Genomic DNA, 24,024 nt, shown 5'->3' with positions numbered 1-24,024 from the left:
AACCTTCCTCCTTCTAAACAACCGAATCGGGTTAAATCGCCGATAACGATTTTCTTAAATGAATAATCTGTTGGGCGATTTCTAGAGCACGCGCATACTCGTGCATCTTCTCCGCTTCCTTTGACTCATGCATCTTTTGATGAATTTCTTGCTCAATTCTATATTTTTGAAGCTGTCGGATAGAATCTGCGATTTCTGATTCAGCCTGGTCAGGATCACGTTCTACTAAAGCAGCTTCCATAACAATTTTGCGTAATTCAGCGTCATCTAAGATTTCTACAAAGCGCTGATAATCTGGATGACCATATTCCTCATAAAATCCTACCAATCGAACAAAAACAGCCATATATGCATCTCTTACAAAAGGCTCTGTTTGCTCACTACGTAATACCCTGTCCACTACATCTATATTATGAAGCATATGAGCCAGTAATAAACGTTCGGCACGTTCTGCTGCGTCCATAGGCTTTTGTTGCTGCGTGACTGGCATCGAAGGTGTATGCGTTGGCATTTCCACTTTCGCAGAGCGTACTTGATTTGCCTCTAGTTTTCGGAATTGGGCATAAATAGCTTCTTCCGAAATCGTCGTTTCATTTGATAGCTGTCGGATATACAAATCTCGCTCAATTGGTGAGGAACTACCCACTAATTGTTCGAGTACTTCTTGAATATATTGAAGCGTATCATTTTCAAATTGAAAATTCTTATTTCGTCTAGCATGCATCATCATAAAAGCAATATACGTATGTGGGTTTTCCAAAATCTGTTCCTTAAAAGCCTGTCCACCTAGACTTTGAATATACTCATCAGGATCGAGTTTATCTGGTATCACCGCAATATTAACTTTCATACGTTCCGTTTGGAGTAACTGCGCCGCTCTTTTCGCCGCATCAAATCCAGCATTATCACCGTCATAACAAATCGTAACTTGCTCTACTAAGCGTTTTAGCTTTGTGATATGCTGATTCGTAAGCGAGGTTCCCATTGTTGCAACGGCATTTGTTACGCCCACAGAAGTTGCAGCCAAAACATCCATAAAACCTTCCATCAACACTACTTGACGATTTTTTCTAATAGAGGTTCGTGCCTTGTCTAGGTTATATAGCACTTCACTCTTTTGAAAAATTGGTGATTCTGGACTATTTAAATATTTTGCCTCTTCACCTGTCGATGACAGAATTCGTCCTGAGAAGGCAATAATCTTACCGTTCTCATCACGAATCGGGAACATAATACGTCCTCGAAAACGATCAAAATAGCGTTCTTCCCCTTCACGTTTGATAACTAGACCACTATCTGCGATTTCTTGTAAGTTATAACCTTTTCTTTCAAGCAATATCGTTAATGCATCAAAGCTTGGGAGAGACCATCCAATGCTATTAGATTCGATAAGTTCCCTTGTAAATCCTCTTTCTAGCAAATAATTTAAAGGCTCTTCACCATCTTCTGTGTTTAACAGTAAATGATGGAAAAAATCTGCCGCAAAGGCATGTGCTTCTTTCATCCTTTCTTCCGCTTTAGATATCTTTGTCGTCGCCTCTGGTAAACTTGGTCCTACATCTAAATGCATACCAACACGTTCACCAAGTTTTACAACAGCATCTGGGAAAGAAATCCCTTCGATATCCATGACGAAAGTAATAGCATTACCACCTGCACCGCAACCAAAGCAGTGAAAAATCTGTTTGTCTGTTGACACAGAAAAAGATGGCGTTTGTTCTCCATGAAAAGGACAGAGTCCAAACCAATTGCGCCCACGCTTTGTCAGCTGCATGTATTCGCTTATGACATCCACAATATCTGATTGTGTACGAATCTGCTCAATCACTTCTTCTGGTATTTTCCCTGCCAAATTCATCACCATCTTTAATTTACGTTCTAGAACACAATTCGATATCCGTTTTAAAAATCCTTTATTTCTCGACAAAAAAATAGGATTTTTCTCATTTTAAATATTTTTACCACAATTTTATTATTATAAAACAAATTTTAGTATTTATCTATACAATTTTAAAAACCGACTCAAAAAAACCGCCTCTACTAACCCGAGGTGGTTTACTAAATTTTGGTTTCTTATTTATAGCTTGCAAGATATTCAATAATAACGTTTGCAGTTTCCTCAACAGCTTTGTTTGTTACATCAATCACTTTACAGCCTATTTTATCGACAACTTTTTCAAAATGTTGTATTTCCTCTAAAATTCGTGCATGTTGCGCATAGATGGCATCGTCACTTAAACCTAACGTCATTAATCTTTCTTTTCTGATTGAGTTTAATTTATCAGGAGAAATAACTAAGCCAAAACATTTTCTCGCATCAATATTTAATAATTCTTCTGGTGGCGCAACCTCCGGGACCAATGGTACGTTTGCCACTTTATAACGTTTATGTGCTAAATACTGTGAAAGCGGCGTTTTAGAAGTACGTGAAACGCCAACAAGTACAATGTCAGCCTGCAATAAGCCTCGTGGATCTCTGCCATCGTCATATTTCACTGCAAATTCAATTGCCTCAATTTTTTTAAAGTAGTCATCATCGAGTTGATGCACAATGCCTGGAGTTTCTAATGGCATTTCTTCCATAAAGGTTGCCATCGATTTCAACGCTGGCCCTAATATATCTACAGCATGAACTTTTTCTTTTTCGCAAAGGTCATGCAATAATGCACGCATGTCTTGTCGAACAAGTGTATAAACTACAAATGCCTTCTGTTTCGCAGCGAGGCAGACTATTTTTCGAACAAGCTCTTCTGTTTGAATATGCGGAAAGCGCCGAATAATCGTATTTTCTAAGCCTGGACGGAACTGGCTAATAACTGCCTTAGCTACTTGATCACCAGTTTCGCCGACGGAATCAGATACAACAAAAACGCGTAATCTCTTCATGCTGTTCCCCTTCAACTGTTAGACATTTTGCGCAAGAGATAGGAATGCACGTGTAATGGTCGTTTTAGTTAAACGGCCGACTATCGTCAATCCGCCCTCTTGAGGTTCGATTACTGGTAACGAATCTACTTCTCGTTCTATTAACTTATTTGCTGCAACAACTAACGAATCTGATCTTTCACAGTACGAGATATTTGGCATTCGTGTCATAATAATATGTACAGGAATTTTATTTAAATCCTGCGTGCCAATACTTGTACGCAGTAAATCTTTACGAGAGAGAACCCCTGTTAAAAATTCGTTCTTATCAACGACAAAAAGGGTTCCAACATCCTCTGAAAACATGAAACAAATGGCATCATATACCGTCATCGTTTCAGGTACAACAACAGGTCCCGAGTGAAAATCTTTTACTTTTAAATTGTTAATGCTATCCATTAGTGTTACGGATGTTTTTTTTCCAGAATAGAAATAACCAACTCGTGGTCTAGCATCTAAAAAGCCAGCCATCGTCAAAATTGCTAAGTCTGGTCTTAAAGTTGCTCTTGTCAGATTGAGACGTTCTGCAATATGCTCCCCTGTTATCGGGCCGTTCTCTTTCACAATTTGTAAAATGTCTTCCTGACGTTTGTTGAGTTCGATTGGACTCACCGCCTCAAATCTAATAGTGTTATACTTATGCTCAATTATTATATACTATATTAATGGTTATTGCGAAGAAAAGAACTACATGCTACAATATTGACACATACGCTTGCTCTAAATGTATTTTCGAGCAATCTTGCGTTATACAGGCGATGATAGGAAAAAAGTATCTGTTCAATTTTTAGCGAGTAGAAGATGGTGAAAGTCTACAATGTAGCAGAGAAAAGGCACTCCTTGAGCTAACTTTTTGAAAAGAGGTTTTAAACAGGTCGTTTAAAACAATCAGGGTGGAACCGCGGGTATTAGCACTCGTCCCTGGGCATTATTTGTGCCCGGAGACGGGTGCTATTTTTAATTTAGCTCGTGCTAAATTAAATCATGCAATATTCGTATGAAGCGAATTAGTTTTGACAATGACACTGGTCATTCATTTAATTCGTCATGTAACACTTTTTCACTCTTTTGCAAGGAAAATTAAGAAGGAGGCTATTATAATGGCTAACAAATCAATGGAAACAATTGTATCATTAGCAAAGCATCGAGGCTTTGTCTTCCCAGGTTCTGAAATTTATGGAGGCTTAGCAAACACTTGGGATTATGGTCCACTTGGTGTTGAATTAAAAAATAATGTTAAAAAAGCTTGGTGGCAAAAGTTTGTTCAAGAATCAGAACATAATGTTGGTATCGATGCAGCTATTCTAATGAATCCAAAAGCTTGGGTTGCATCTGGTCACGTTGGCAACTTCAACGACCCAATGGTAGACTGTAAAGCTTGTAAAGCACGTCACCGTGCAGATAAAATCATCGAAGATGCTGCACTAGCTAAAGGTGATGAAATTATTGTAGACGGTATGACATTCGATCAAATGAAAGAAACAATGGTGAAATATGATGTTGTTTGTCCTGATTGTGGGAAAGCAGATTTCACTGATATCCGTCAATTTAATTTAATGTTTAAAACATTCCAAGGTGTTACAGAATCTTCTACTAACGAAATCTACCTACGTCCTGAAACGGCACAAGGCATTTTCGTAAACTTCAAAAACGTTCAACGTTCTATGCGTAAACGTACACCATTCGGTATCGCGCAAATCGGTAAATCTTTCCGAAATGAGATTACTCCAGGGAACTTCACATTCCGTACACGTGAATTTGAACAAATGGAACTTGAATTTTTCTGTAAACCAGGTGAAGATCTTGAATGGCATGCATATTGGAAAGAATTCTGTAAAAACTGGTTACTGAACTTGGGCATGAAAGAAGATTCAATGCGTTTACGTGACCACGAGGATGACGAATTATCGCATTACTCTAACGCAACAACTGATATCGAATTTAAATTCCCATTCGGCTGGGGCGAGCTTTGGGGCGTAGCTGACCGTACAGACTACGACTTAAAACAACATATGGAGCATTCAGGTGAAGACTTCACTTATATTGATCCTGTGACAAACGAACGCTATGTACCTTATTGTATCGAGCCATCTTTAGGTGCTGACCGTGTGACATTAGCATTTTTATGTGATGCTTATGATGAAGAAGAGCTAGAGGGTGATGACAAACGTACAGTATTACGCTTCCATCCTGCTTTAGCACCGTTTAAAGCAGCAGTACTTCCACTTTCTAAAAAGTTATCGGATGAGGCTGCTGACGTATGGTCAGAGCTACGCAAATCGTTCCCAGTTGATTTTGATGAATCTCAATCAATCGGTAAACGCTACCGACGTCAAGATGAAATCGGTACGCCATTCTGTATTACATTTGATTTCGATTCAAAAGAAGACGGTCAAGTAACTGTTCGTCACCGTGATTCAATGGAACAAGTTCGTATGCCAATCGCTGATGTAAAAGCATATATCGAAAAGCATCTTCAATTTTAATTTAAATTAAACTTGTCTAAAGCCCGAGCGGCTGTGACAAAAGAAAAGAGTGTTAGATTGACTGCCAATCAATCTGACACTTTTTTCTATGCTTCGGCGGTTGCTTTTTGAAGGTTTACAGGCGATTCGCGAACTTTTAACGGCGCTTTCTTCTGTCTCACCAGCGATTCAGGGACTTTTATCGGCTGTTTCTCTAAGTTTATCGGCGATTTATGATCTTCTAATCTATTTAACTAACAATCCCTTTTTATAAATAAAAACCAAATCAAGTTTTGATTTGGCCATGTTCTATACTTTTAACGAAATAAATAAACGCTCCTGCATTTTTTCCTCAAATAAAAACTTTTTCATACTCATACCAACTAAGTTTACTAATAGTTCCTCAATATCACTTAAGGAATAGTATAGGAAGGTGCCTTCACGCATAGGACGAACTCTTTTATCGATTGTCAGTTCCTCCTCAATGAAGTAGGCAACATTTACACCACAGTGCTCCATTAGTTGTGTTATACGTTGATCATCGCCTGGATTAATAAAGAACGGCACGATTTTATCAATATACAAAATACTCTGAACAAGCTTAATAAAAAAGTTCTCACGAATAGAAGTTTCAACGACTAAAATGGTTGTTTGCTCATGCTGATAATCCATGTACAATACATTTAATTGTTCTTCCAATAGTTGCTTTAATATATGAATGGAATTTTTGTATTTCTTCATATCAGTTTGAATTTCTCGAGTTAGTAGCCGCAGAATACGATAGGCAGGTAAGAAGATTTTTAAAACAATTTCTTTCGGATGTAAATGATCAATTAATTTATTGAAATACACTTTTAAAGTTTTCTCATCATTACGTATTAACTGTTCGATAAATAAGTTAAAAATTTCTTCAAAACTATTTGCACGATAATCAATCATTTTAACAATTTTCACACTATAATTCAGGGGTAAATTCATAGACCTTTGCTCATCTAATAATTTTACTTTTGGTAATGTTGGAAATAAATCGTAGACAAGCTCCACTTGTGCACTCCGATTATCAGATAGCAATACAACTGAGTTTACAGGATAAATGCCAAGGCACTCTACAAATTTATGCATAAACTTTTCGTTATATAAATGTCGATCCCGATACAGGACAGCTAAAGCATCTGTTGCGTTATATCCCGAATGATATACACGTTTTGAGGTCATTGCGGAATAAACATCAATAATTTGTAATAGTTGAACGCCATCACTCATCTCGTCTGCACAAAGTTGGTTCGGATATCCTTTTCCCGCAAAACGCTCGTGGTGATCACGTGCTAAATAAGCGATATCTGCTTCACCATTTTCTAATAGGAGCTCATAGCCTTTCGTTGTATGAGTTTTGACAATTTCAAATTCATCTTCGGACAGCTTTCTTTTTAAGCCTAGTATTTCTTGTGGTATAAATACTTTGCCAATATCATGAAATAGATAACCACGCGCTAGCATCTCTATTTCTGTTAAGCCTAGATGTCGCGCAAAAATAGTTCCTAGTACAAAAGCATCGAAGGAATGGACAAACGAGTACTCATCCCATTCTCTTAAACGTAAGAGTAAATCGTAGCGATGTTTTTTTTCTAAAATCCTCTCAAAGACACCTCTAACATATGCTGTGTCCTGAGTACTTTTTAAAATTTGACCATAACGCAATTCGTGTACAACATTTTCTAACGTTGTCATAAATAGATTATTGACCGCTACTTTATATTCATCAATTGCTTCTTTTTGCTCTAAAAGAGGTGCAAATACATCCTCATACTCTCTTGTTCGCTGCAAACTTAAATCATGAACAATTCTTACTGAATCTGAAGATAGATAAACTGATAATTCCTCTACTTTTCTTAGTTTAAGTAATGCAATTATTCTCTCAGTTAGTACTAAATCTTTTTTAGCTAATAGGCGATACTCGGAAAAAATATCTTCTGCTAAAATATCATTTGCTTCTACTTCCTCAATACTTAATGTCACTTTTCTTAGCATTTATTCAGCCACACACGCGTATTTATAGCATTATGTGACCTCCCTCCCTTTTCCATAGGACTGCATTAATCTAATAACGTACTATTATACGTTTGCTGATAGAGGCTTGGTTTTCATCTATGTGTCAAATGAAGAATAATTAAAACTAATTTTCCATGTAATTAGTATAATTATGCAAAAATAACTAATATATATTTTATTTACCTTTACAATATCATAGGTTAAAATGCCTTTTCAACTAGTATATGGGATTGAAATGATTAGTTAATACTATGCATATATTATAAACCATTTAAAAAGTAATTCTTTAGATTCATAAATTTAACCAACTTCGCTATTAGTTGTAACTAAATGCTAAGATATATGACCTATTCTAATAAAAATTAACGTTATTATTTATAAAAACAACTATTATTTTATTAATGCACCGTATAGCTAAAAAAAACAAATTTTTTCTTACTTATTTGTATATCGGACGTTCTCCTAATCTTTTTTTCCTATTTTGATTTCAATATGCACCACATAATTTCCATTTTATAGTGGATAATATTCCCTCTATTCTCACCTTCAACAATTTGATATAAATATATTATTATAGTTATTCTTTTATGTTAAAGTACGTTTTTTTAACAATACATAGTAATACCAACCATTCGCAATCAATCGTCCGGAAGTTTGAAACTGTACATAGGAAGGATTCTTACTAGAAAGAGCAATGCTATAAATGTATATCTATTCATTGGAGGAAACAAATTGAATACACACCGTTTTTATCAAATGGCTTTGGCAGCTACTTTAGCAACAAGCGCTATCGTTATAGCCCCCCAAACAGCTAATGCCGCTTCATTATTTCCCGATATTAACCCATCGACTGAGGAAGGCAAAGCAATTATTAACTTAGCCGAGCGTGGTATAATTTCTGGCTATCCTGACGGTACATTTAAACCCGCTAATTTTATTACTCGTACACAGGCAGCAAAAATTTTAGCAGGCATTTTACATCTAGATACTGTGCATGTAAAAAATCCTCACTTCAAGGATATTACCCCTGATAATGAAAACTATGGTGCTATCGCTGCTCTTGCAGAGGCAGGAATCATTAGTGGCTCTAATGGTTATTTTAATCCGACAAAACAAATTACACGTGGTCAACTATCCAAAATGCTTGTAAAAGGCTTTGATTTAACAATTACAGACGATATAGATATACCTTTTACAGATGTAAAGGCTGGCAGTGAATACGAGCCATATATTCAAACATTATTTGCTAACAACATCACAAAAGGTACGACACCAACTACCTTTGGTCCTCAAAGCTATGTAAAACGTTCTCAACTAGCCTCTTTTGTAGTGCGCGCTGAAAACACACAAAATAATGCGATGATTCATGCAGATCATTTTAATCAAGATTTTATCTTTGCATCTTATGGCGGGATTGAGCCAGCAGAGGATATTTTCTCTTGGGATGACGAACAAGAAATAACAAATACGATTACAATTAAGCCATTAAAAGAAGGCACTGGTAAATTGGTTATCACTGGTTTTAACGAAGATACCGAGGAATTTACTGATTTCTTTTTCTTAGTACATGTGAAATCTATCAATGGCAAGCTGCAAGCTACACTAGAAGAAGTAAATGAAGGAGATTATTTAGAAAATCTACCTCTTTATCTTAATGAAACTGATTTATCGTTCACACCTACAGAAGTAAGTATTCAAACTGCTAATGGTCAAGCATTATCTTCTGATTTCTATACACTTGATACGAAAGATAACGTAACAACACTATCTATTTTTCAAGATGGACAATACTTATTAACGTTTACAAATGGTACACAACAACAAATCATGGCGGCAGATGTGTATACTTATGATTTTGTACGTAGTATTGATCTTTATGAAATTTCAAATGAACTAATATTTACAAGTGATTATTTGAATTTTGAGCCAGTACAAGTGGCATTAGAGGATTTAGGGGATAGCTCAGATCCAACAAACAAAGTACCTGTTAAAGCAGTAATCAATGGCAACAAATTGATTGTAACGCCATTAGCAGAGGGCAATGCAGTATTACACGTAACTGGAAAAAATGGTGAAACTGCATATTTAAGTGTTGAGTTTATGAAAATTGCAGATAAATGGGCTACTTATTACGATTTATACGATGATTCGGATATCTATTAATACGGACCGAATTTAAAAAAATGCCAGAGGACATGTTAGTTGTCCTCTGGCGTTTCTGTTTTGTCTGTAGATGGTCTTAACTGTAATTCAGGTGTTCTTTCTAATTGCTCTATAAATTTCTTTGTCTTAAAGCGAATTCCAGTTTGTTCCTCATAAATGGTTGTAATAATTTTTTTTATGAAATATTTTGTCTCTTTTTTCAATTCTAGTTTGCCAATTTGATCAATTGGTACTGTGTAGAACATGCGAATCAGCTTTAGCTGAGTTGGAGTGAGCCGAATAATATATGGATCTTGCTGGTAACAGCGATGACATAGGAACCCGCCTTGTGCAAAGGAAAAGGCAAATTCTCCATCCACTGCACCGCATGATGCACAAGCATGTAGTATTGGCTGTACACCTGTGTAGGGTAACATCTTCCACTCTACAAAAAGTGTAATGGCTTCTGGATCATAGCCATCTTCAATTGCCTGTAATGCCTGTAGAAGTACTTCAAATGCAAAAGGCTCCGCTTTACCTTCCTCCACCACACGCTCGATCAGTTCCATTATATAGCTTGCATAGGCAGTTGCTACAATATCCTCCCGTATATGGCGCATTGAATTTAGATGCTCTCCTTGTTGCAATGTGCCCATTCCAGTATGATGTTGCACCATAAACATCCCATATGTAAATGGCTGTGTCACCGCAGATAATCTGCTTGAGGGCTTTTTCGCACCTCGTGCCATTGTTGCCACTTTGCCAGCCTCTCTCGTTAGTAGCGTCACAATTTTATTTGATTCGCCATATGCACGAACCTTTAGCACAATGCCTTCCCATTTATAAAGCATCCATCCCCCTCCTTTTTTTGCGACTTTTCAAAGAAAATAGAGCTCTCCAAACAAAATTTGGACAGCTCCATTTTTACTCTCTCCCAAATGGCTTAAAGCATCATTTCAACTGCTTAGTCCACTTTAAGAAATCGAAAAATTTTATAATCACGAAGCATTTACGCCAAGTGAAGGAAATTAATATTCATCATCTCGGAATCCAAAATCACGAAGATGCGTTGATTTATTACGCCAATCTTTCTGCACTTTTACCCAAAGCTCTAAATACACTTTAGATCCGAGGAGCATTTCTATATCTTTACGAGCACGAATACCTACTTCTTTCAGCAGCGCCCCACGTTTACCTATAACAATCCCTTTTTGAGAATCACGTTCTACAATAATTGTCGCTGCAACACGAATCTTTTCTTCATTTTCTTCATCACGACGAATTTTATCAATGACTACTGCTATAGAATGTGGTATTTCCTCACGTGTTAAATGTAACACTTTTTCACGAATTAGCTCTGAAATGATAAAGCGTTCTGGGTGGTCTGTTACTTGGTCGGCAGGATAATACTGTGGTCCTTCAGGTAAATACTTCGTTAAAGTTGACAGTAAGTTTTCAACATTATTCCCTTGAAGAGCTGAGATTGGCACTATTTCAGCAAAGTCATAGCGCTCCTTATAGCTGTCGATAATACCCATTAATTCATCTGGGTGAATTTGATCAATTTTATTAATTACTAAAAATACAGGTGTTGGATTGCCTTCAAGCATTTCTAAAATAAACTCGTCACCCTTACCAAGCTTTTGCTCCGCGTTGACCATAAACATAATAACGTCTACTTCACGCAATGTATTTTTTGACACTTTTAACATGAAATCGCCTAGCTTATGCTTTGGTTTATGGATACCAGGTGTATCAATAAAGATCATTTGGCTATCGTCTGTTGTTAGTACGCCTTGTACCTTATTTCGTGTTGTTTGTGGCTTATCGCTCATAATGGCAATTTTTTGACCAATGACTCTGTTTAAAAATGTAGACTTCCCGACATTTGGTCGTCCAATAATTGAGATAAAGCCTGACTTATAGCCAGTATTATTTTCCAGCATTTTCTAAATCCTCCGTTGTAAATGCAAACGGTAGTAACTCGCCAACTGACGTTACCGTGACATCACCATTTAAATTTGTTAAGTATACAGGCATAGATGGGGCACAAAATTCCATCATTACTTGGCGACACGCACCACATGGAGCACAAGGGCCCTCTGTATCAGCTACAATAGCAATCGCCTCAAAATCATAAACACCTTCTGAGACTGCTTTGAAAAACGCTGTACGCTCTGCACAGTTCGTCATACTATAACCTGCATTTTCAATATTACAGCCATGGATGACATCCCCGTTTTTTGTTAATAGCGCAGCCCCTACTTTAAATTTTGAATAGGGCACATATGCCTTCTCACGTGCTTTTTTAGATTCTTCTAGTAACGCATGCATATCTATCTTCATCTATGCTAATTCTCCTCTACATCAAAATCAATGCCTTTATGCATTAGGCATCTCATCAATTACGCCTCGGTGTAATTGCGTCCAGATTTTTTGGAGCTTCATAAAGAACTCCTTTTAAAATCTACGACATTCTCTAACCTTAATATAGCCAAAGTTTGAACTCCACCGCTTTTAGTGCACATTCAATATTTATTCCCTCACTTATATAAGTAAGGGTTGCTAAAATCAAGTTAAAACCATTTTGGTATAAAGATTAGTAAACCGATTATAGCACTGAATACCGCAAATACAAGCACCGCACCTGCTGCAATATCTTTCGCTTGCTTAGCAAGTGGGTGAATGTCAGTTGAAGCTAAGTCCACAACTCGTTCAATAGCGGTATTCACCATTTCAAGCGCAAACATCAGTGCTATTAATAATAGCACAATAAACCATTCTACTCGTGATAAACCTGTGAAATAACCAGCAATTAAAACAATGCCCGCACTGAGCAAATGTGATTGAAAATTTTGCTCTTTACATGCTGTGATTATACCTTCAAAAGCATATCCAAACGAACGTAAATATTTGCGTAAGTCCATTTAGTCACGTCCTAAGCCGTAAGATTGTAAAATCTCCTCTTGCTTCCCGAACATCACCTTTTCATCCTCTGATACCATATGATCATAACCAAGTAAGTGCAAGAAGCCATGGACAGCTAAAAAGCCCAATTCACGCTCAAATGAATGTCCATACTCCTCAGCTTGCTCCTTTGTGCGATCTGTTGAAATAATGATATCGCCCAAAATGCGTGGCATCCCTTCAAACGTTACTTCCATTTCACCTTCACCTAATTCCTCTAAGGCGAACGATATCACATCTGTCGGTTGGTCTTTACCGCGATAGTCTCTGTTTATTTCTTGGATAGCTTCGTTAGTCACAAAGGTTACTGATACTTCTGTTTCAGGTTCAATCTTTTCTACTTTTGCTGCATGTTGTAAAAGCTTCTCTACCAGCTCCATATGTTGTGCAGTTACTTCATTTGTTTCATCTGTAAAATCAATTGTTAAAATCATTGGTGCCTCCTACTTATCTGCCTTTGGATATTCAATACGTGAATGGAAAATTCCATTTAACGTCTCACAAAGTACTTGCTCTATACATTTTAACTCTTTTATCGAAATATCGCATTCATCAAACTGATGGTCCTGTACACGGTCATCAATAATAGCACGCACGAGCTTGTGAATTTTTTCAGCATTTGGTTCTTTCATTGAACGAACTGCCGCTTCCACACTATCAGCTACACTAATTACGGCTGCCTCTTTTGTTTGTGGTTTCGGTCCAGGGTAACGGAACTTTGCCTCATCAATCACTTTTCCCTCTTCTTTTGCTTTGTAAAGGAAAAATTTAAGTAAACTTGTTCCATGATGTTGTAGCGCTATATCAATAATCTCTTGCGGCATTTTATAGCGTCTTAGCATGTCCGCTCCATCAGTAGTATGTGCAATAATAATTTCTGCACTAGTTTCTGGCGGCATTGAATCGTGAGGATTCATACCTGACATTTGATTTTCGATAAAGAACGCTGGACGCTTCGTCTTGCCAATATCATGATAATAACAGCCGACTCTGGCTAGTAATCCGTCTGCACCAATAGCTTCGCATGCAGCTTCAGCTAAATTTGCCACCATTACACTATGATGATATGTGCCAGGTGTTTCCATTAGTAATTTTTTTAACAATGGATGATTTGGATTAGACAGTTCAATTAAACGCAATGTCGAAAGTAAACTAAATGCCGACTCAAAAAATGGTAATAGCCCCATTGTAAGTGCACCCGATAAAAGGGCCGATAAAATCGCAGCGATAAAATAAAACAGTAGCTCAGACAAGCCATACGATGATTGCGTCATTAGTAAATAAAATGCGATAAAGCCCATATTTACAAGTGATATAACAGCAACCGCCTGCATAATATGTGAGCGCTTTTCTACACTACGCATAAAGAATAGGCTCGCAAAACCACCAAATATAATATATAACGTAATTTCCATCTGCATCACAGATGAATATCCTTCTTGAAAAATAACCCCTGCTGAAGCAGCAGTCATAACGGTAATTAATACTGCTGCGCGATCATCTGCTAACAGACGAACGAGCATTGTCGCTAATGCCGTGGGGAATAAAAATGCAACCGTCACATCAAAACCATCTGCCACTAAGCTTATAAACTTCATTAGAAGAATTGAAAAACTATACACAATTACTGTGACAAGCAATGCATTACGCTTTTTAGGTTCTTCTATTTCCCAGCGATCAAATAGAATATACATAAAAATCAGTTGAAGGAAGGTTAAAATAATCAACCCTGCAATCGGCTTCATTGAAGCTTTATTACTCACCATACCAAGTAACTCTAATTGCCTAAATGTCTCATTATCAATAATCTGCCCTTCCTGTACGATAATTTGACCTTGTAGTATACGCGTTGGTTCAACTGCTTCCTTTGCTTGCTCTATTCTAACTTTTGTTTGTTCCTCATTGATTGTTTCGTTTTCAACAATACTTGCACGTCCGATTAATATGACTGTGCTTAAAATCTTATCAGGATAGCCACGCTGACCACGAATTTTTGTTTCAAAATCATTTTGCGCAGCTAACACATTTTCTTTACGAATTGATTTTTGTAAATATTCTTGAACAAGTTTAGAAAGTTGTACGCTTGTTCTTTTTAAATCTGTTTCACTTTGTTGTAATAAGCCTTCAAGCTGTGCATCTGTAAAAATGACAGGCATTTGATCAACATCAATAGATTCTAATTTTTTGCGGAGCTTTGCCACTTGGTCGACATCTGCATCGGGATCTTTACTACTATCTACAGCCTTTTTCACTTCAAGCACATAATCAAATAAAGACGTCACGATTGCTACACGTTGTTTTGCAACGTCCTCTGAAAATTGATAGACGGGCGTAACTGCATTGGCAGCCTTTTCTCGTTCCTGCTGAGTCTTAACTGTATCTTCGATTGTTTTCGTCGATCTTACTGTTTCTGATGCAAGTTGCAATGGTTTAAAATCGTATGTAACACCCTTTACATTGCCATACATAAATGTAAACTGTAATGCCCCTGTAAGGATGAGAACGACAATCAAAAAGTAGCGAAACCCGATAAGCTCCGTAATTTTTTGAAGTTGTTTCTCCATTCGGCACCTCCTCTATCTATCTTCTATCATACCAATTCAAAAAACATTTTTCCCGAAAAATGTATAAGAAAGCAAAAAAACAGCTATACGTATTTGTATAGCCGTCACATTTTTCATTTTTCAACCTTAAATATGCATAAATTGCTGGATTTGTCGCTTCATTTTTAGTATAGGTTATTGCCGTTAATTTCGACTGCGAGCGGGCGCTTTCCGCGGGCACAATGTAAGCCGCAACCGTCGCTGTCGCGCCGTCTGTTGCGGCTTACATTGTGTGCTGTTCCCGCAGGAGTCGCCCACCCTCTGCTCTAATTAACAAGTATTAGTTTCTATTATAGAAAACTAAGGTTAAATTTAAGCACAGTATCGTTATTCTGAATAATTTCGAAAGTTATCAGCTTCAACCTATATATAAGGATGACTATCGCCGTTAATTTCCGCTGCGGGCGGGCGCTTTCCGCGGGCACAATATAAGCCGCAACCGTCGCTGTCGCGCCGTCTGTCGCGTCTTACATTTTGTGCTGTTCCCGCAGGAGTCGCCCACCCTCCGCTCTAATTAACAAGTATTAGTTTCTATTACAGATAACTAAGGTTAAATATAAGCACAGTATCGTACTTGTTGTACCTGTCGCTTCGCTTTCGGTACAGACTTTTTTTCTTTCGTTGTACCTGTCGCTTCGCTTTCGGTACAGACTTTAAAATAACCGCCTTAGGCGGTTATTTTAAAGTTGCTGATCTTCGTAAGCTTTTATGATTTTTGCTACGACTGGATGGCGGACTACATCGCCTTGTTCTAGAATTTGGAAATGTATTGAATTGACATATTTTAATGTGCGTTCAGCAACAATCAAACCAGACTCCGTATTTTTTGGAAGGTCAATTTGCGTTTTGTCGCCAGTAATAACCATTTTTGAACCAAATCCAAGTCGTGTTAAAAACATTTTCATTTGCATATGTGTTGTGTTTTGAGCTTCATCTAGAATGACAAAGGCATCATCTAATGTGCGTCCACGCATATAGGCTAAAGGCGCGATTTCAATCGTTCCTCGCTCAATTAGGCGTTGCGTTTGTTCCGTGCCATATATATCGTTTAACGCATCGTAGAGCGGTCGTAAATATGGATCGACCTTTTCCTTTAAATCACCTGGAAGGAAGCCTAGAGACTCTCCTGCCTCGACTGCAGGACGTGTTAAAATAATACGCTTTACATGCCCATTTTTAAGCGCTTGCGTAGCCATTACTACCGCTAAATACGTTTTTCCGGTACCAGCTGGGCCAATACCAAAAACAACGTCTTTGTGACGAATCGCTTGTATGTATTCTCGTTGACCTATTGTTTTTGCACGTATCGGTTTCCCTTTAGTCGTGCGTGCAATTTCTTCATCGTAAAGTTCTGCAAAGTATTCAATTGTCCCTTTTTGTGTCATTTCAATTGCCGTTGCTACATCACGTTGATCAATATTAATTCCTTTGCGAATAACTTTTAATAATGCGTGTAGAAGATATGTTGCTTGTTCTTTTGCTTCTTCTTCACCTGTAAGCTGAATTTGCTCACCGCGTGTAATGATATGGACATGAAGAGCCTCTTCAATTAATTTCATATTAGCATCGGAAATACCTAGCAGCATCACCGCTTCATTTGGATTATCCACTTGTAATACAGTTAAATGTTCTGACATAATCATTCTCCTTGTGGCCCTTGTATTGGACTTGCAATGTTTTCGTTGACTAAAAATAGAACTTTCCCTTCAACTGTACCATTCCCCCACTTCGCCTGTAAAAGGTTTTCTTTCTTAATAACGGTTTTTGCAGGAAGTGATTGAAGCATCTTTTCATGTAGTAGTGGCATTAACAATGTATCAATTTTCGATTCATCTAATTTAATTTCCACTGTTTTTGTTTGCTGTTCCTCCACAATCGAAACATATGGATCTAGCCAATTTGGTAAGTCTTTCTTTTGTACATAATCAACCGCTTCTTTATGAATCCCCTTTACGACTACACGCCACTGCTTTTGTTGCATTGATTCAATTGTTAGTTTTGTTGGAATTTTAAAGGAGCATTCAAGCCAGTAGTCCGCAAAAACCTCACCCTTTGCCCCAACAAAGACATGGTCTTCACCACTGTCAATGACACCACTTACAAGAACGTCACCTTCATAAGCTGTATCATTAACAGAAATTTTCCGTTCCCCATGTTGAATGTTAAAGTTTGTTATGACACCGCTTTTCGTAGCAACTAAATGTGTTGCAAGTTTTTCGGTTGTCAATTCTGTTGTTTTTGGAGATTCCTGTGGTCTCAGCGTAACACGACCACCTTGCTTTTCAATATGCACCCACGCTAAGTCTCGATGTTTTTCTAACAGACTCTGCCGAATAACAGCGTCTGACGGTAATACTTTTTTAGTCATAGGCGTTTCTAAATGAAATGTTTCTTGAAATGTTTTCTCGATTTGTTGTTGCAGCTCTGGTGTCGCCGCTTCAATTTCTACACGCCAAATGATTTGTGCGCAAAGTAAAGGGATTAAAATCATGATAAATAACCCGAGTAATGTCCAAAGTTGTGCCCGAAAAACTTGAAGCTCATCAGCATAATGAACGGTCATTTTTAACCGATACCGACTACGAATGCGACGAATTTTTGGCAAGTATCCCATATTCGTTTCAAATGTAACTTCCTGATCTCGAAAGACAACACGCTTTAAAGGTACTTGCTGCGCATGTAATGCTTGAATAAAAGGATGAACATTTTCATGGCGCTTTATACGTATTATAATTGGTCGATTATTCCACATTCTTGCTCACACCCATATCATTAGTCATTTTTACATGTAATTCCTGCAAATCCTCTACTGAAAGATGGAGCATTTCTTCCTTTATTGCATTTATCTCAACAGATTTTCCACGCACAATAATATGATAATCAGCATAAATAAACGAGCACGACGTAGCGTCAGCATGTAAAAAGCGATAAGGTCCGATAATTTTTAATGTTTCATACTGTGTTAATTCAAGTAGTGGCGTTAATTGAAATAATTTTTTCATAAAAAAATGCCTCCTTCTTCGGCAATATATGCGCCGAAAAAGGAGGACATGCTAGTTATTTTCGTTTTGCTTTTGGCGGGCCTAAAATTTCAGCCATCACCACTGCTTGCACCAATGCTTTTTGGGAATTCGGTATCTGAAATCCATTATTGGAGGTTGCAACAGAGATGTCTTTTTTCTCAGCAGCCAAACGCCCAATGCTAGGACGTTCGGTTTTACGACTCAATTGCTCAGTTGGAATAAGCGGTGGGGCTACATAACTAGGAATATGTTCCTTCACTTTTTCTCTTACTGGCTCCAGTCGTTTTTCTGTGTCATTTTCTGTCGCAAATTCCGTTTTTAGCTCCCCTACAAATTCACGCGCAAAGTCTTCAAAGCTTTGCCTTTTAGTAGTTGGGCGACGATGCGTTGGTTCATCTACTTCCATTTGGGCGGAAGGTTGTGATGGAGCAGTTTTATTGAAAGGGGGCATTGGTTTTTGTTCTTTTTTATTTTTAGATTTTCCGAAAAGAGAGCTGACTATGGCAATAATTGCAATTATAATAAGTTGTTCCATTTGTTAGCACTCGCTCCTTTCCGTTAATTATGCTTTTGGTTCACTAGGGTCTGATTTGTCTGTACTTACTTTTGAAATGGAGTCACGCATAGCCGTATCTGCTTGAATATTACGGTAGTTCATATAGTCCATAATACCAAGGTTACCAGAACGTAAAGCTTCTGCCATTGCTTGTGGTACTTCTGCTTCTGCCTCTACTACTTTCGCCTTCATTTCTTGTACGCGGGCAATCATTTCTTGCTCATTTGCTACAGCCATTGCACGACGTTCTTCCGCTTTCGCTTGGGCAATGTTTTTATCTGCTTGCGCTTGTTCAATTTGTAATTCGGCACCGATATTTTTACCGATATCCACATCCGCAATATCAATCGATAAGATCTCAAATGCTGTCCCAGAGTCTAAGCCTTTAGATAATACTGTTTGTGAAATCATATCTGGATTTTCAAGGACTGTTGTATGGCTTGATGCACTACCGATTGTCGAAACGATACCTTCACCTACACGGGCAATAACTGTTTCCTCACCTGCACCACCGACTAAACGTTCGATGTTTGCGCGAACTGTGATACGTGCCTTCGCTTTAACTTCAATCCCGTTCATTGCCACACCTGCAATAAATGGTGTTTCAATTACTTTTGGGTTAACAGACATTTGTACCGCTTCTAAAACATCACGACCAGCAAGGTCAATTGCAGCACAACGTTCAAATGTTAGCTCAATATTAGCACGGTGAGCAGCAATTAGTGCATTTACGACACGGTCTACATTACCACCTGCTAAATAGTGACTTTCTAATTGGTTAATTGTCACAGGTAAGCCAGCTTTATGTGCTTTGATTAACGGATTGACGATACGTGAAGGAATTACACGACGTAAGCGCATTCCGATTAATGTGAAAATACTAACGCGGACACCTGCAGCTAGTGCAGAAATCCACAGCGCCACTGGTACAAATGTAAAAAATACAGCGACGACAATAAATAGTAGGACTAGCCCGATTATTGGGCCCACTAAAGCTAAATCAATTCCCATGTTGTTATTCCTCCATCTCTTTTTCTGTTTGTCTCACAACAATACGTGAGCCTTCTACTTTAATCACTTCTACATTCTTCCCTACATCAACATAGCCACCTTCTGACACAACGTCAATTCGTTCATTCACAAATCGAATTGTACCTGCTGGGCGAAGTGGTGTTAACGTTATACCAACTTTCCCTAACAACTCAGTGCGATTAACGTTAGACACATAGCCCTCTTCCGTTGTAGTAGCATCCATGAGCACTAACTTGTTTAAAACATGCATTTTTTTACCGAAAAATTTCATCAGGATCACCATTCCTATTATGGCTACTACAAGCGCAATAAAAATCGCCATGACCATTTGCATCATGTTTGCACCTGCCAGCAGCAAGCTAAGTAATATAAGCACGCCACCTAAAATACCAACAATGCCTCCGGGGACAAAAAATTCCGCAATGACGAGTGCTAAGCCTGCAATGAAAATTAATAATGTTTCATAGCCTGCAAAACCTGCTACCATATGACCGAAGAAAAATAATCCGAGAGCTGATAACCCCATTGTACCTGGAACACCAAACCCAGGCGAATACAGTTCCATAACAAGCCCCAAACTCGCAATAGACAATAAAATAGGTACGATAAGTGGGTTTGTAATAAAACGAGCAATTTTTTCTGCAAAGGTTGGCTCAATTGATACAATATCACTACCCTTTAAATCTGTCTTGGCTAAAAGTTCTTGAAAATTAGCAACAGTACCTTCTGAATAGTTTACCTTTTCAGCCTCTGAAGCCGATAATGTTAATAAATTCTCGCCTCCAGCTCGAAATTCTGGCAAATCAATTGTCGAATCTGCCATTGCTAAGGCATACTTCGGATCACGACCAGAAGTTTCGGCAGCCGCCTGCATTTGCGCGAGCCACGCACTATGAGCCTTATTATCAGCTGCATTGCCAGCAGAATCGATTACTGCTGCTGCGCCAATTGTTCCATTAGGAACCATATAAATTTCATCTGCATGTAAGGCTAAAAAAGCACCTGCTGAATGGGCATCCTTGTTAATAAAAGCAATCGTACGTATCGTAGTGGCATCCATAAGCATGGCGATATCGCTTGCTGCATTGACAAAACCACCAGGCGTATGTATATCGAGTACAATCGCTTCTGCATAGTTTTCTTCAGCCTCTTTAAAAGCTCGTTCTAAAAATGCGTGAAGTCCACGTTCAACTTCATCATGAATCGGTACGTGGTACACCTTGCTACTTGCAAATGCTGAAGTCAGTGGAAACGCTACCAAAACAGTCATCCAAATCACAATAATATAGCTAAGGATTCTCCTTTTCCGCATCTTTTTCCCTCCCTTCTAACATGCTTCTCTACTCTATATACGACTGACCTTGTAAAAAGTTTCACAAAATCAAGTTTATTTTTATTATACAGTATGAAGTATGTTTTTTCCCTTCAGCTGATTAGCAAAGTTGCTGTTTTCTTATAAATAAAAAAAGCCGAATGAAATCTGTAGTGATTTCATTCGACTTTTTCGAATATGTACCGCAAAAAGAGCATCATGCAAAATACCTGGAATTAATCGCAATTGCAACTAATTCCAGGTATATCATTGTCTGCTCAGTGAATCATACAATTGCGTGTTTTGAACGTAGGGATTTTTAATGGGAAATTAAATTACCACTTACGTTTACGTGCAGCTTCTGATTTCTTTTTACGTTTAACGCTAGGTTTTTCGTAGAACTCGCGCTTTCTAACTTCTTGAATTGTACCACTTTTTGATACAGTACGTTTGAAGCGGCGAAGAGCATCTTCAAGCGATTCGTTTTTGCGAACGACAGTTTTTGACATCTCTCTTTCCCTCCCTCCGAACACACGTCAATACACAAAACAATTAGGCTAATAACCAACTGTTGTGTACTAAAAAATTATACCGTATTGTCTTATAACGGTCAATAGAAAGTATTCGAAATCGCAAAGAGAATTTTTAAAATCCATTTTAACCGTATTTTATATTGTTCTTCAGATAACAATAAGGATAGTCATTGTGTACAAATAGTAAAGAAGAGAGTGCAGTGTCTCTACCCAATAGAACAAAAAATACTTTCTTGAGAGAGGGTACATTCATGTCTCTTCGTCATCACAAAAATTTTCATACACTTCAAACTAAAAATTCCACGCTCCTTTACTGTTTTGATAAAGGCGTAAATTGGTTAAAAGATTTTCTTTGTGTTGCCATCTTCGATTAAAATTTCTACAGCCTCTCTAAAGCGCTGCGAATGGATAATTTCTCGTTCTCTTAAAAAAATCAAACTATCATTTAAATCAGGGTCATCCGATAAGTCAATTATCCATTGATATGTGGCACGTGCTTTTTCTTCCGCCGCAATATCTTCGTATAAATCAGCAATTGGATCCCCTTTTGCCTGTATATAGGAAGCAGTAAATGGTACCCCCGATGCATTTTGATAAAACAGTGCTTTATCATGGTTAACATAATGATCTGCGAGTCCTGCTTCTTTAATTTGCTGAGGGGTTGCATCTTTTGTTAGCTTATAAATCATTGTAGCAATCATTTCGAGGTGAGAAAACTCTTCTGTTGCTATATCCGTTAACAAGCCTACTACTTTATCAGGTATTGTATATCGTTGATTCATATAGCGAAGTGCAGCTGCTAGCTCACCATCTGCACCACCATACTGCTCTATTAAATACTTTGCTAGCATCGGGTTACAAGTACTAACTTTGACTGGATACTGGAGCTTTTTTTCATAATACCACAAACATCTTTCCCCCTAATCCAAATGTATTTCATTCTGTATTTACACTTGCCAAGGCCATGGCGTATCAACCCAATTGAACGGATAATTCGAATAGCTTCTTCCGAAATTCATAAGCGGACCAAATTTTTGTTCGAAATCTACTTTTAATCGCATACTTTTTTCGGTATTTTCATTAAATTGGGTAATTGCAGCATAATCATGTGGATGTGTGTCTAAATAAAGATTTAATTCAACGATAACAAAATCAATCGCTTGAATTTCTTCGAGAAGCTGATAAAACTCTGGTGGCATTTGTTTACTCACCTTTCATCCCACCTCTCTCTGGGTTCGGATAGGGGCTAAAAAAATCAGGCCATAGTGTACCAAATTTTAACGCTTCCCTTGCAGTCTGAAACTGTGGTAGACCAGGCGGTTGAAAGCCTATATACAGTTGTGGAGGTGTTGCAAAGCTTTTGACCTCAATCGGTTTACAAGGATCAAAAGGACTGATATAAGGTCGCCAATACTTATATTGCGTAAACATAAAATCCTCCCTTCTAAAAGCAATTACATCATTCGAGTATATGAGGTCGGAAAAATAATTATTCTGATGAAAAAATTAGCTTAACGGCGTTTGCTTTGTAGTTGTTCCTTACAGACCATTTTTAAATGTAAACAAAAAAATAGCGTACTAGAAAATATTCCAGTACACTATTTCTCCTATTAAGCATTATTAAAATTATTTGTTGAAATTAATAATTAGAATCAGCAATTAAGCCCTTCATGATTGCTACACCAGAACTTGCTCCAATACGAGTGGCACCAGCTTCAACCATTTTTTGCATATCTTCCAAGCTACGAACCCCACCAGAAGCTTTCACACCTAGCTCAGGTCCTACTGTTTTACGCATTAACGCTATGTCCTCTGCTGTTGCTCCACCAGTAGAGAAGCCTGTTGACGTTTTCACGTAATCTGCGCCAGCTGCTACAGACAGTTCACAAGCTTTTACTTTTTCTTCTTCAGTTAGTAGGCAAGTTTCGATAATTACTTTTACAATCGCACTGCCTTTTGCCGCTTCTACTACTGCCGCAATATCCGCTTGTACTTGTTCGAAGTTTTGATCTTTTAAAGCGCCAATATTGATGACCATATCCACTTCTTGTGCGCCATTAGCAATCGCATCTTTTGCCTCAAATGCTTTTACAGCTGGTGTATTAGCGCCTAATGGGAAACCAATAACCGTACATACTAAAACATCTGAGTTTTGTAATAGCTCGCTACAATATTTCACCCACGTTGGGTTTACGCAAACAGATGCAAAGCCGAATTCTTTTGCCTCTGCACATAGCTTTTCAATTTGTTCTTTCGTCGCCTCAGCCTTTAATAAAGTGTGATCAATCATATTTGCATAATTTGTTGTCATTTAACAAGCACTCCTTCTAACTTAAGTTGTCCGTACCTCTCTGGAATAATACCATGTTTTCACGTTTCCGTCTAATGTCTTAAGTTATTACACAATGGTTTTAATT

23 protein-coding genes are annotated in these 24,024 nt (G+C 37.9%); 2 read left to right on the top strand and 21 right to left on the bottom strand.

Features of this window, described 5'->3' with window-relative positions; genetic code table 11:
- Window positions 1–31: 31 nt before the first annotated feature.
- From dnaG to ccpN, 3 genes are all read right to left on the bottom strand, one after another.
- A complete protein-coding gene (gene dnaG, locus JNUCC52_RS21460) occupies window positions 32–1,864 on the bottom strand; it encodes a DNA primase (protein WP_173477651.1) in 1,833 nt (610 codons plus the stop codon).
- A gap of 209 nt (window positions 1,865–2,073) precedes the next feature.
- A complete protein-coding gene (locus tag JNUCC52_RS21455; RefSeq protein ID WP_172772073.1) occupies window positions 2,074–2,886 on the bottom strand; it encodes a pyruvate, water dikinase regulatory protein in 813 nt (270 codons plus the stop codon).
- 18 nt (window positions 2,887–2,904) lie between these two features.
- The gene (gene ccpN, locus JNUCC52_RS21450) at window positions 2,905–3,537 is read right to left on the bottom strand and encodes a transcriptional regulator CcpN (protein WP_172772074.1); all 633 of its coding nucleotides are present in this window, start codon (window positions 3,535–3,537) and stop codon (window positions 2,905–2,907) included.
- Between the two features lie 488 nt (window positions 3,538–4,025).
- On the opposite strand from ccpN, the gene JNUCC52_RS21445 reads away from it, so the two are divergent.
- On the top strand, window positions 4,026–5,411 hold the full coding sequence (locus tag JNUCC52_RS21445) for a glycine--tRNA ligase (protein ID WP_172772075.1): 1,386 nt from the start codon (window positions 4,026–4,028) through the stop codon (window positions 5,409–5,411).
- Between the two features lie 288 nt (window positions 5,412–5,699).
- Here JNUCC52_RS21445 and JNUCC52_RS21440 read toward each other — a convergent pair whose 3' ends face one another.
- Entirely contained in the window at window positions 5,700–7,418 is a 1,719-nt protein-coding gene (locus JNUCC52_RS21440) for an HD-GYP domain-containing protein (RefSeq protein ID WP_337980772.1), read from the bottom strand.
- Window positions 7,419–8,171: 753 nt separating this feature from the next.
- On the opposite strand from JNUCC52_RS21440, the gene JNUCC52_RS21435 reads away from it, so the two are divergent.
- Window positions 8,172–9,602, top strand: coding sequence for an S-layer homology domain-containing protein (locus JNUCC52_RS21435; protein WP_337980771.1), 1,431 nt, complete (start codon window positions 8,172–8,174; stop codon window positions 9,600–9,602).
- Between the two features lie 35 nt (window positions 9,603–9,637).
- On the opposite strand, the gene recO is transcribed toward JNUCC52_RS21435, so the two are convergent.
- The 17 genes from recO to deoC all read right to left on the bottom strand — a co-directional run bounded on the left by recO (window position 9,638) and on the right by deoC (window position 23,918).
- Window positions 9,638–10,432: a DNA repair protein RecO gene (gene recO, locus JNUCC52_RS21430; protein ID WP_172772079.1), complete on the bottom strand. Its 795-nt coding sequence runs from the start codon at window positions 10,430–10,432 to the stop codon at window positions 9,638–9,640.
- 177 nt (window positions 10,433–10,609) lie between these two features.
- On the bottom strand, window positions 10,610–11,527 hold the full coding sequence (gene era, locus JNUCC52_RS21425; RefSeq protein ID WP_172772080.1) for a GTPase Era: 918 nt from the start codon (window positions 11,525–11,527) through the stop codon (window positions 10,610–10,612).
- The gene (locus tag JNUCC52_RS21420; protein ID WP_172772081.1) at window positions 11,514–11,927 is read right to left on the bottom strand and encodes a cytidine deaminase; all 414 of its coding nucleotides are present in this window, start codon (window positions 11,925–11,927) and stop codon (window positions 11,514–11,516) included. Before JNUCC52_RS21420 ends, era begins: the two co-directional genes overlap by 14 nt.
- A 230-nt stretch (window positions 11,928–12,157) precedes the next feature.
- A complete protein-coding gene (locus tag JNUCC52_RS21415; protein ID WP_337980770.1) occupies window positions 12,158–12,508 on the bottom strand; it encodes a diacylglycerol kinase family protein in 351 nt (116 codons plus the stop codon).
- Window positions 12,509–12,982: an rRNA maturation RNase YbeY gene (gene ybeY / locus JNUCC52_RS21410; RefSeq protein WP_172772083.1), complete on the bottom strand. Its 474-nt coding sequence runs from the start codon at window positions 12,980–12,982 to the stop codon at window positions 12,509–12,511. It abuts the gene before it with no gap.
- A gap of 9 nt (window positions 12,983–12,991) precedes the next feature.
- Window positions 12,992–15,112: an HD family phosphohydrolase gene (locus tag JNUCC52_RS21405; RefSeq protein WP_172772084.1), complete on the bottom strand. Its 2,121-nt coding sequence runs from the start codon at window positions 15,110–15,112 to the stop codon at window positions 12,992–12,994.
- 719 nt (window positions 15,113–15,831) lie between these two features.
- Window positions 15,832–16,788 carry a PhoH family protein gene (locus tag JNUCC52_RS21400; protein WP_172772085.1) on the bottom strand — a complete coding sequence of 319 codons (957 nt, stop codon included), beginning with the start codon at window positions 16,786–16,788 and terminating at the stop codon, window positions 15,832–15,834.
- A 2-nt stretch (window positions 16,789–16,790) separates the two neighbouring features.
- Entirely contained in the window at window positions 16,791–17,903 is a 1,113-nt protein-coding gene (locus JNUCC52_RS21395; protein WP_172772086.1) for a sporulation protein YqfD, read from the bottom strand.
- Complete coding sequence (locus tag JNUCC52_RS21390) at window positions 17,893–18,153, bottom strand: hypothetical protein (protein ID WP_172772087.1); 261 nt, start codon at window positions 18,151–18,153, stop codon at window positions 17,893–17,895. The genes JNUCC52_RS21395 and JNUCC52_RS21390 overlap by 11 nt, the downstream gene beginning before the upstream one ends.
- Before the next feature lie 55 nt (window positions 18,154–18,208).
- Window positions 18,209–18,709: a YqfB family membrane protein gene (locus JNUCC52_RS21385; protein WP_139860792.1), complete on the bottom strand. Its 501-nt coding sequence runs from the start codon at window positions 18,707–18,709 to the stop codon at window positions 18,209–18,211.
- A gap of 27 nt (window positions 18,710–18,736) precedes the next feature.
- On the bottom strand, window positions 18,737–19,741 hold the full coding sequence (gene floA, locus JNUCC52_RS21380; RefSeq protein WP_139860794.1) for a flotillin-like protein FloA: 1,005 nt from the start codon (window positions 19,739–19,741) through the stop codon (window positions 18,737–18,739).
- 4 nt (window positions 19,742–19,745) lie between these two features.
- Window positions 19,746–21,074: an NfeD family protein gene (locus tag JNUCC52_RS21375; protein ID WP_337980769.1), complete on the bottom strand. Its 1,329-nt coding sequence runs from the start codon at window positions 21,072–21,074 to the stop codon at window positions 19,746–19,748.
- Between the two features lie 335 nt (window positions 21,075–21,409).
- A complete protein-coding gene (rpsU, locus tag JNUCC52_RS21370; protein ID WP_004227078.1) occupies window positions 21,410–21,583 on the bottom strand; it encodes a 30S ribosomal protein S21 in 174 nt (57 codons plus the stop codon).
- A 362-nt stretch (window positions 21,584–21,945) separates the two neighbouring features.
- Window positions 21,946–22,515 carry a manganese catalase family protein gene (locus tag JNUCC52_RS21365; RefSeq protein ID WP_139860639.1) on the bottom strand — a complete coding sequence of 190 codons (570 nt, stop codon included), beginning with the start codon at window positions 22,513–22,515 and terminating at the stop codon, window positions 21,946–21,948.
- A gap of 39 nt (window positions 22,516–22,554) precedes the next feature.
- Window positions 22,555–22,818: a spore coat protein CotJB gene (locus JNUCC52_RS21360; RefSeq protein WP_139860636.1), complete on the bottom strand. Its 264-nt coding sequence runs from the start codon at window positions 22,816–22,818 to the stop codon at window positions 22,555–22,557.
- Window positions 22,811–23,038 (bottom strand): spore coat associated protein CotJA, encoded by a 228-nt coding sequence (locus JNUCC52_RS21355; RefSeq protein WP_139860633.1) that lies wholly within the window; start codon window positions 23,036–23,038, stop codon window positions 22,811–22,813. Before JNUCC52_RS21355 ends, JNUCC52_RS21360 begins: the two co-directional genes overlap by 8 nt.
- 208 nt (window positions 23,039–23,246) lie before the next feature.
- Window positions 23,247–23,918, bottom strand: a complete 672-nt coding sequence (gene deoC, locus JNUCC52_RS21350) for a deoxyribose-phosphate aldolase (RefSeq protein WP_139860630.1) — start codon at window positions 23,916–23,918, stop codon at window positions 23,247–23,249.
- Window positions 23,919–24,024 lie beyond the last annotated feature (106 nt).

The organism is Lysinibacillus sp. JNUCC-52 (assembly GCF_015999545.1).
GTDB lineage: Bacteria > Bacillota > Bacilli > Bacillales_A > Planococcaceae > Lysinibacillus.
Note: the sequence above shows the minus strand (reverse complement) of the source record. Positions and strands in the feature narration are given on the sequence as shown.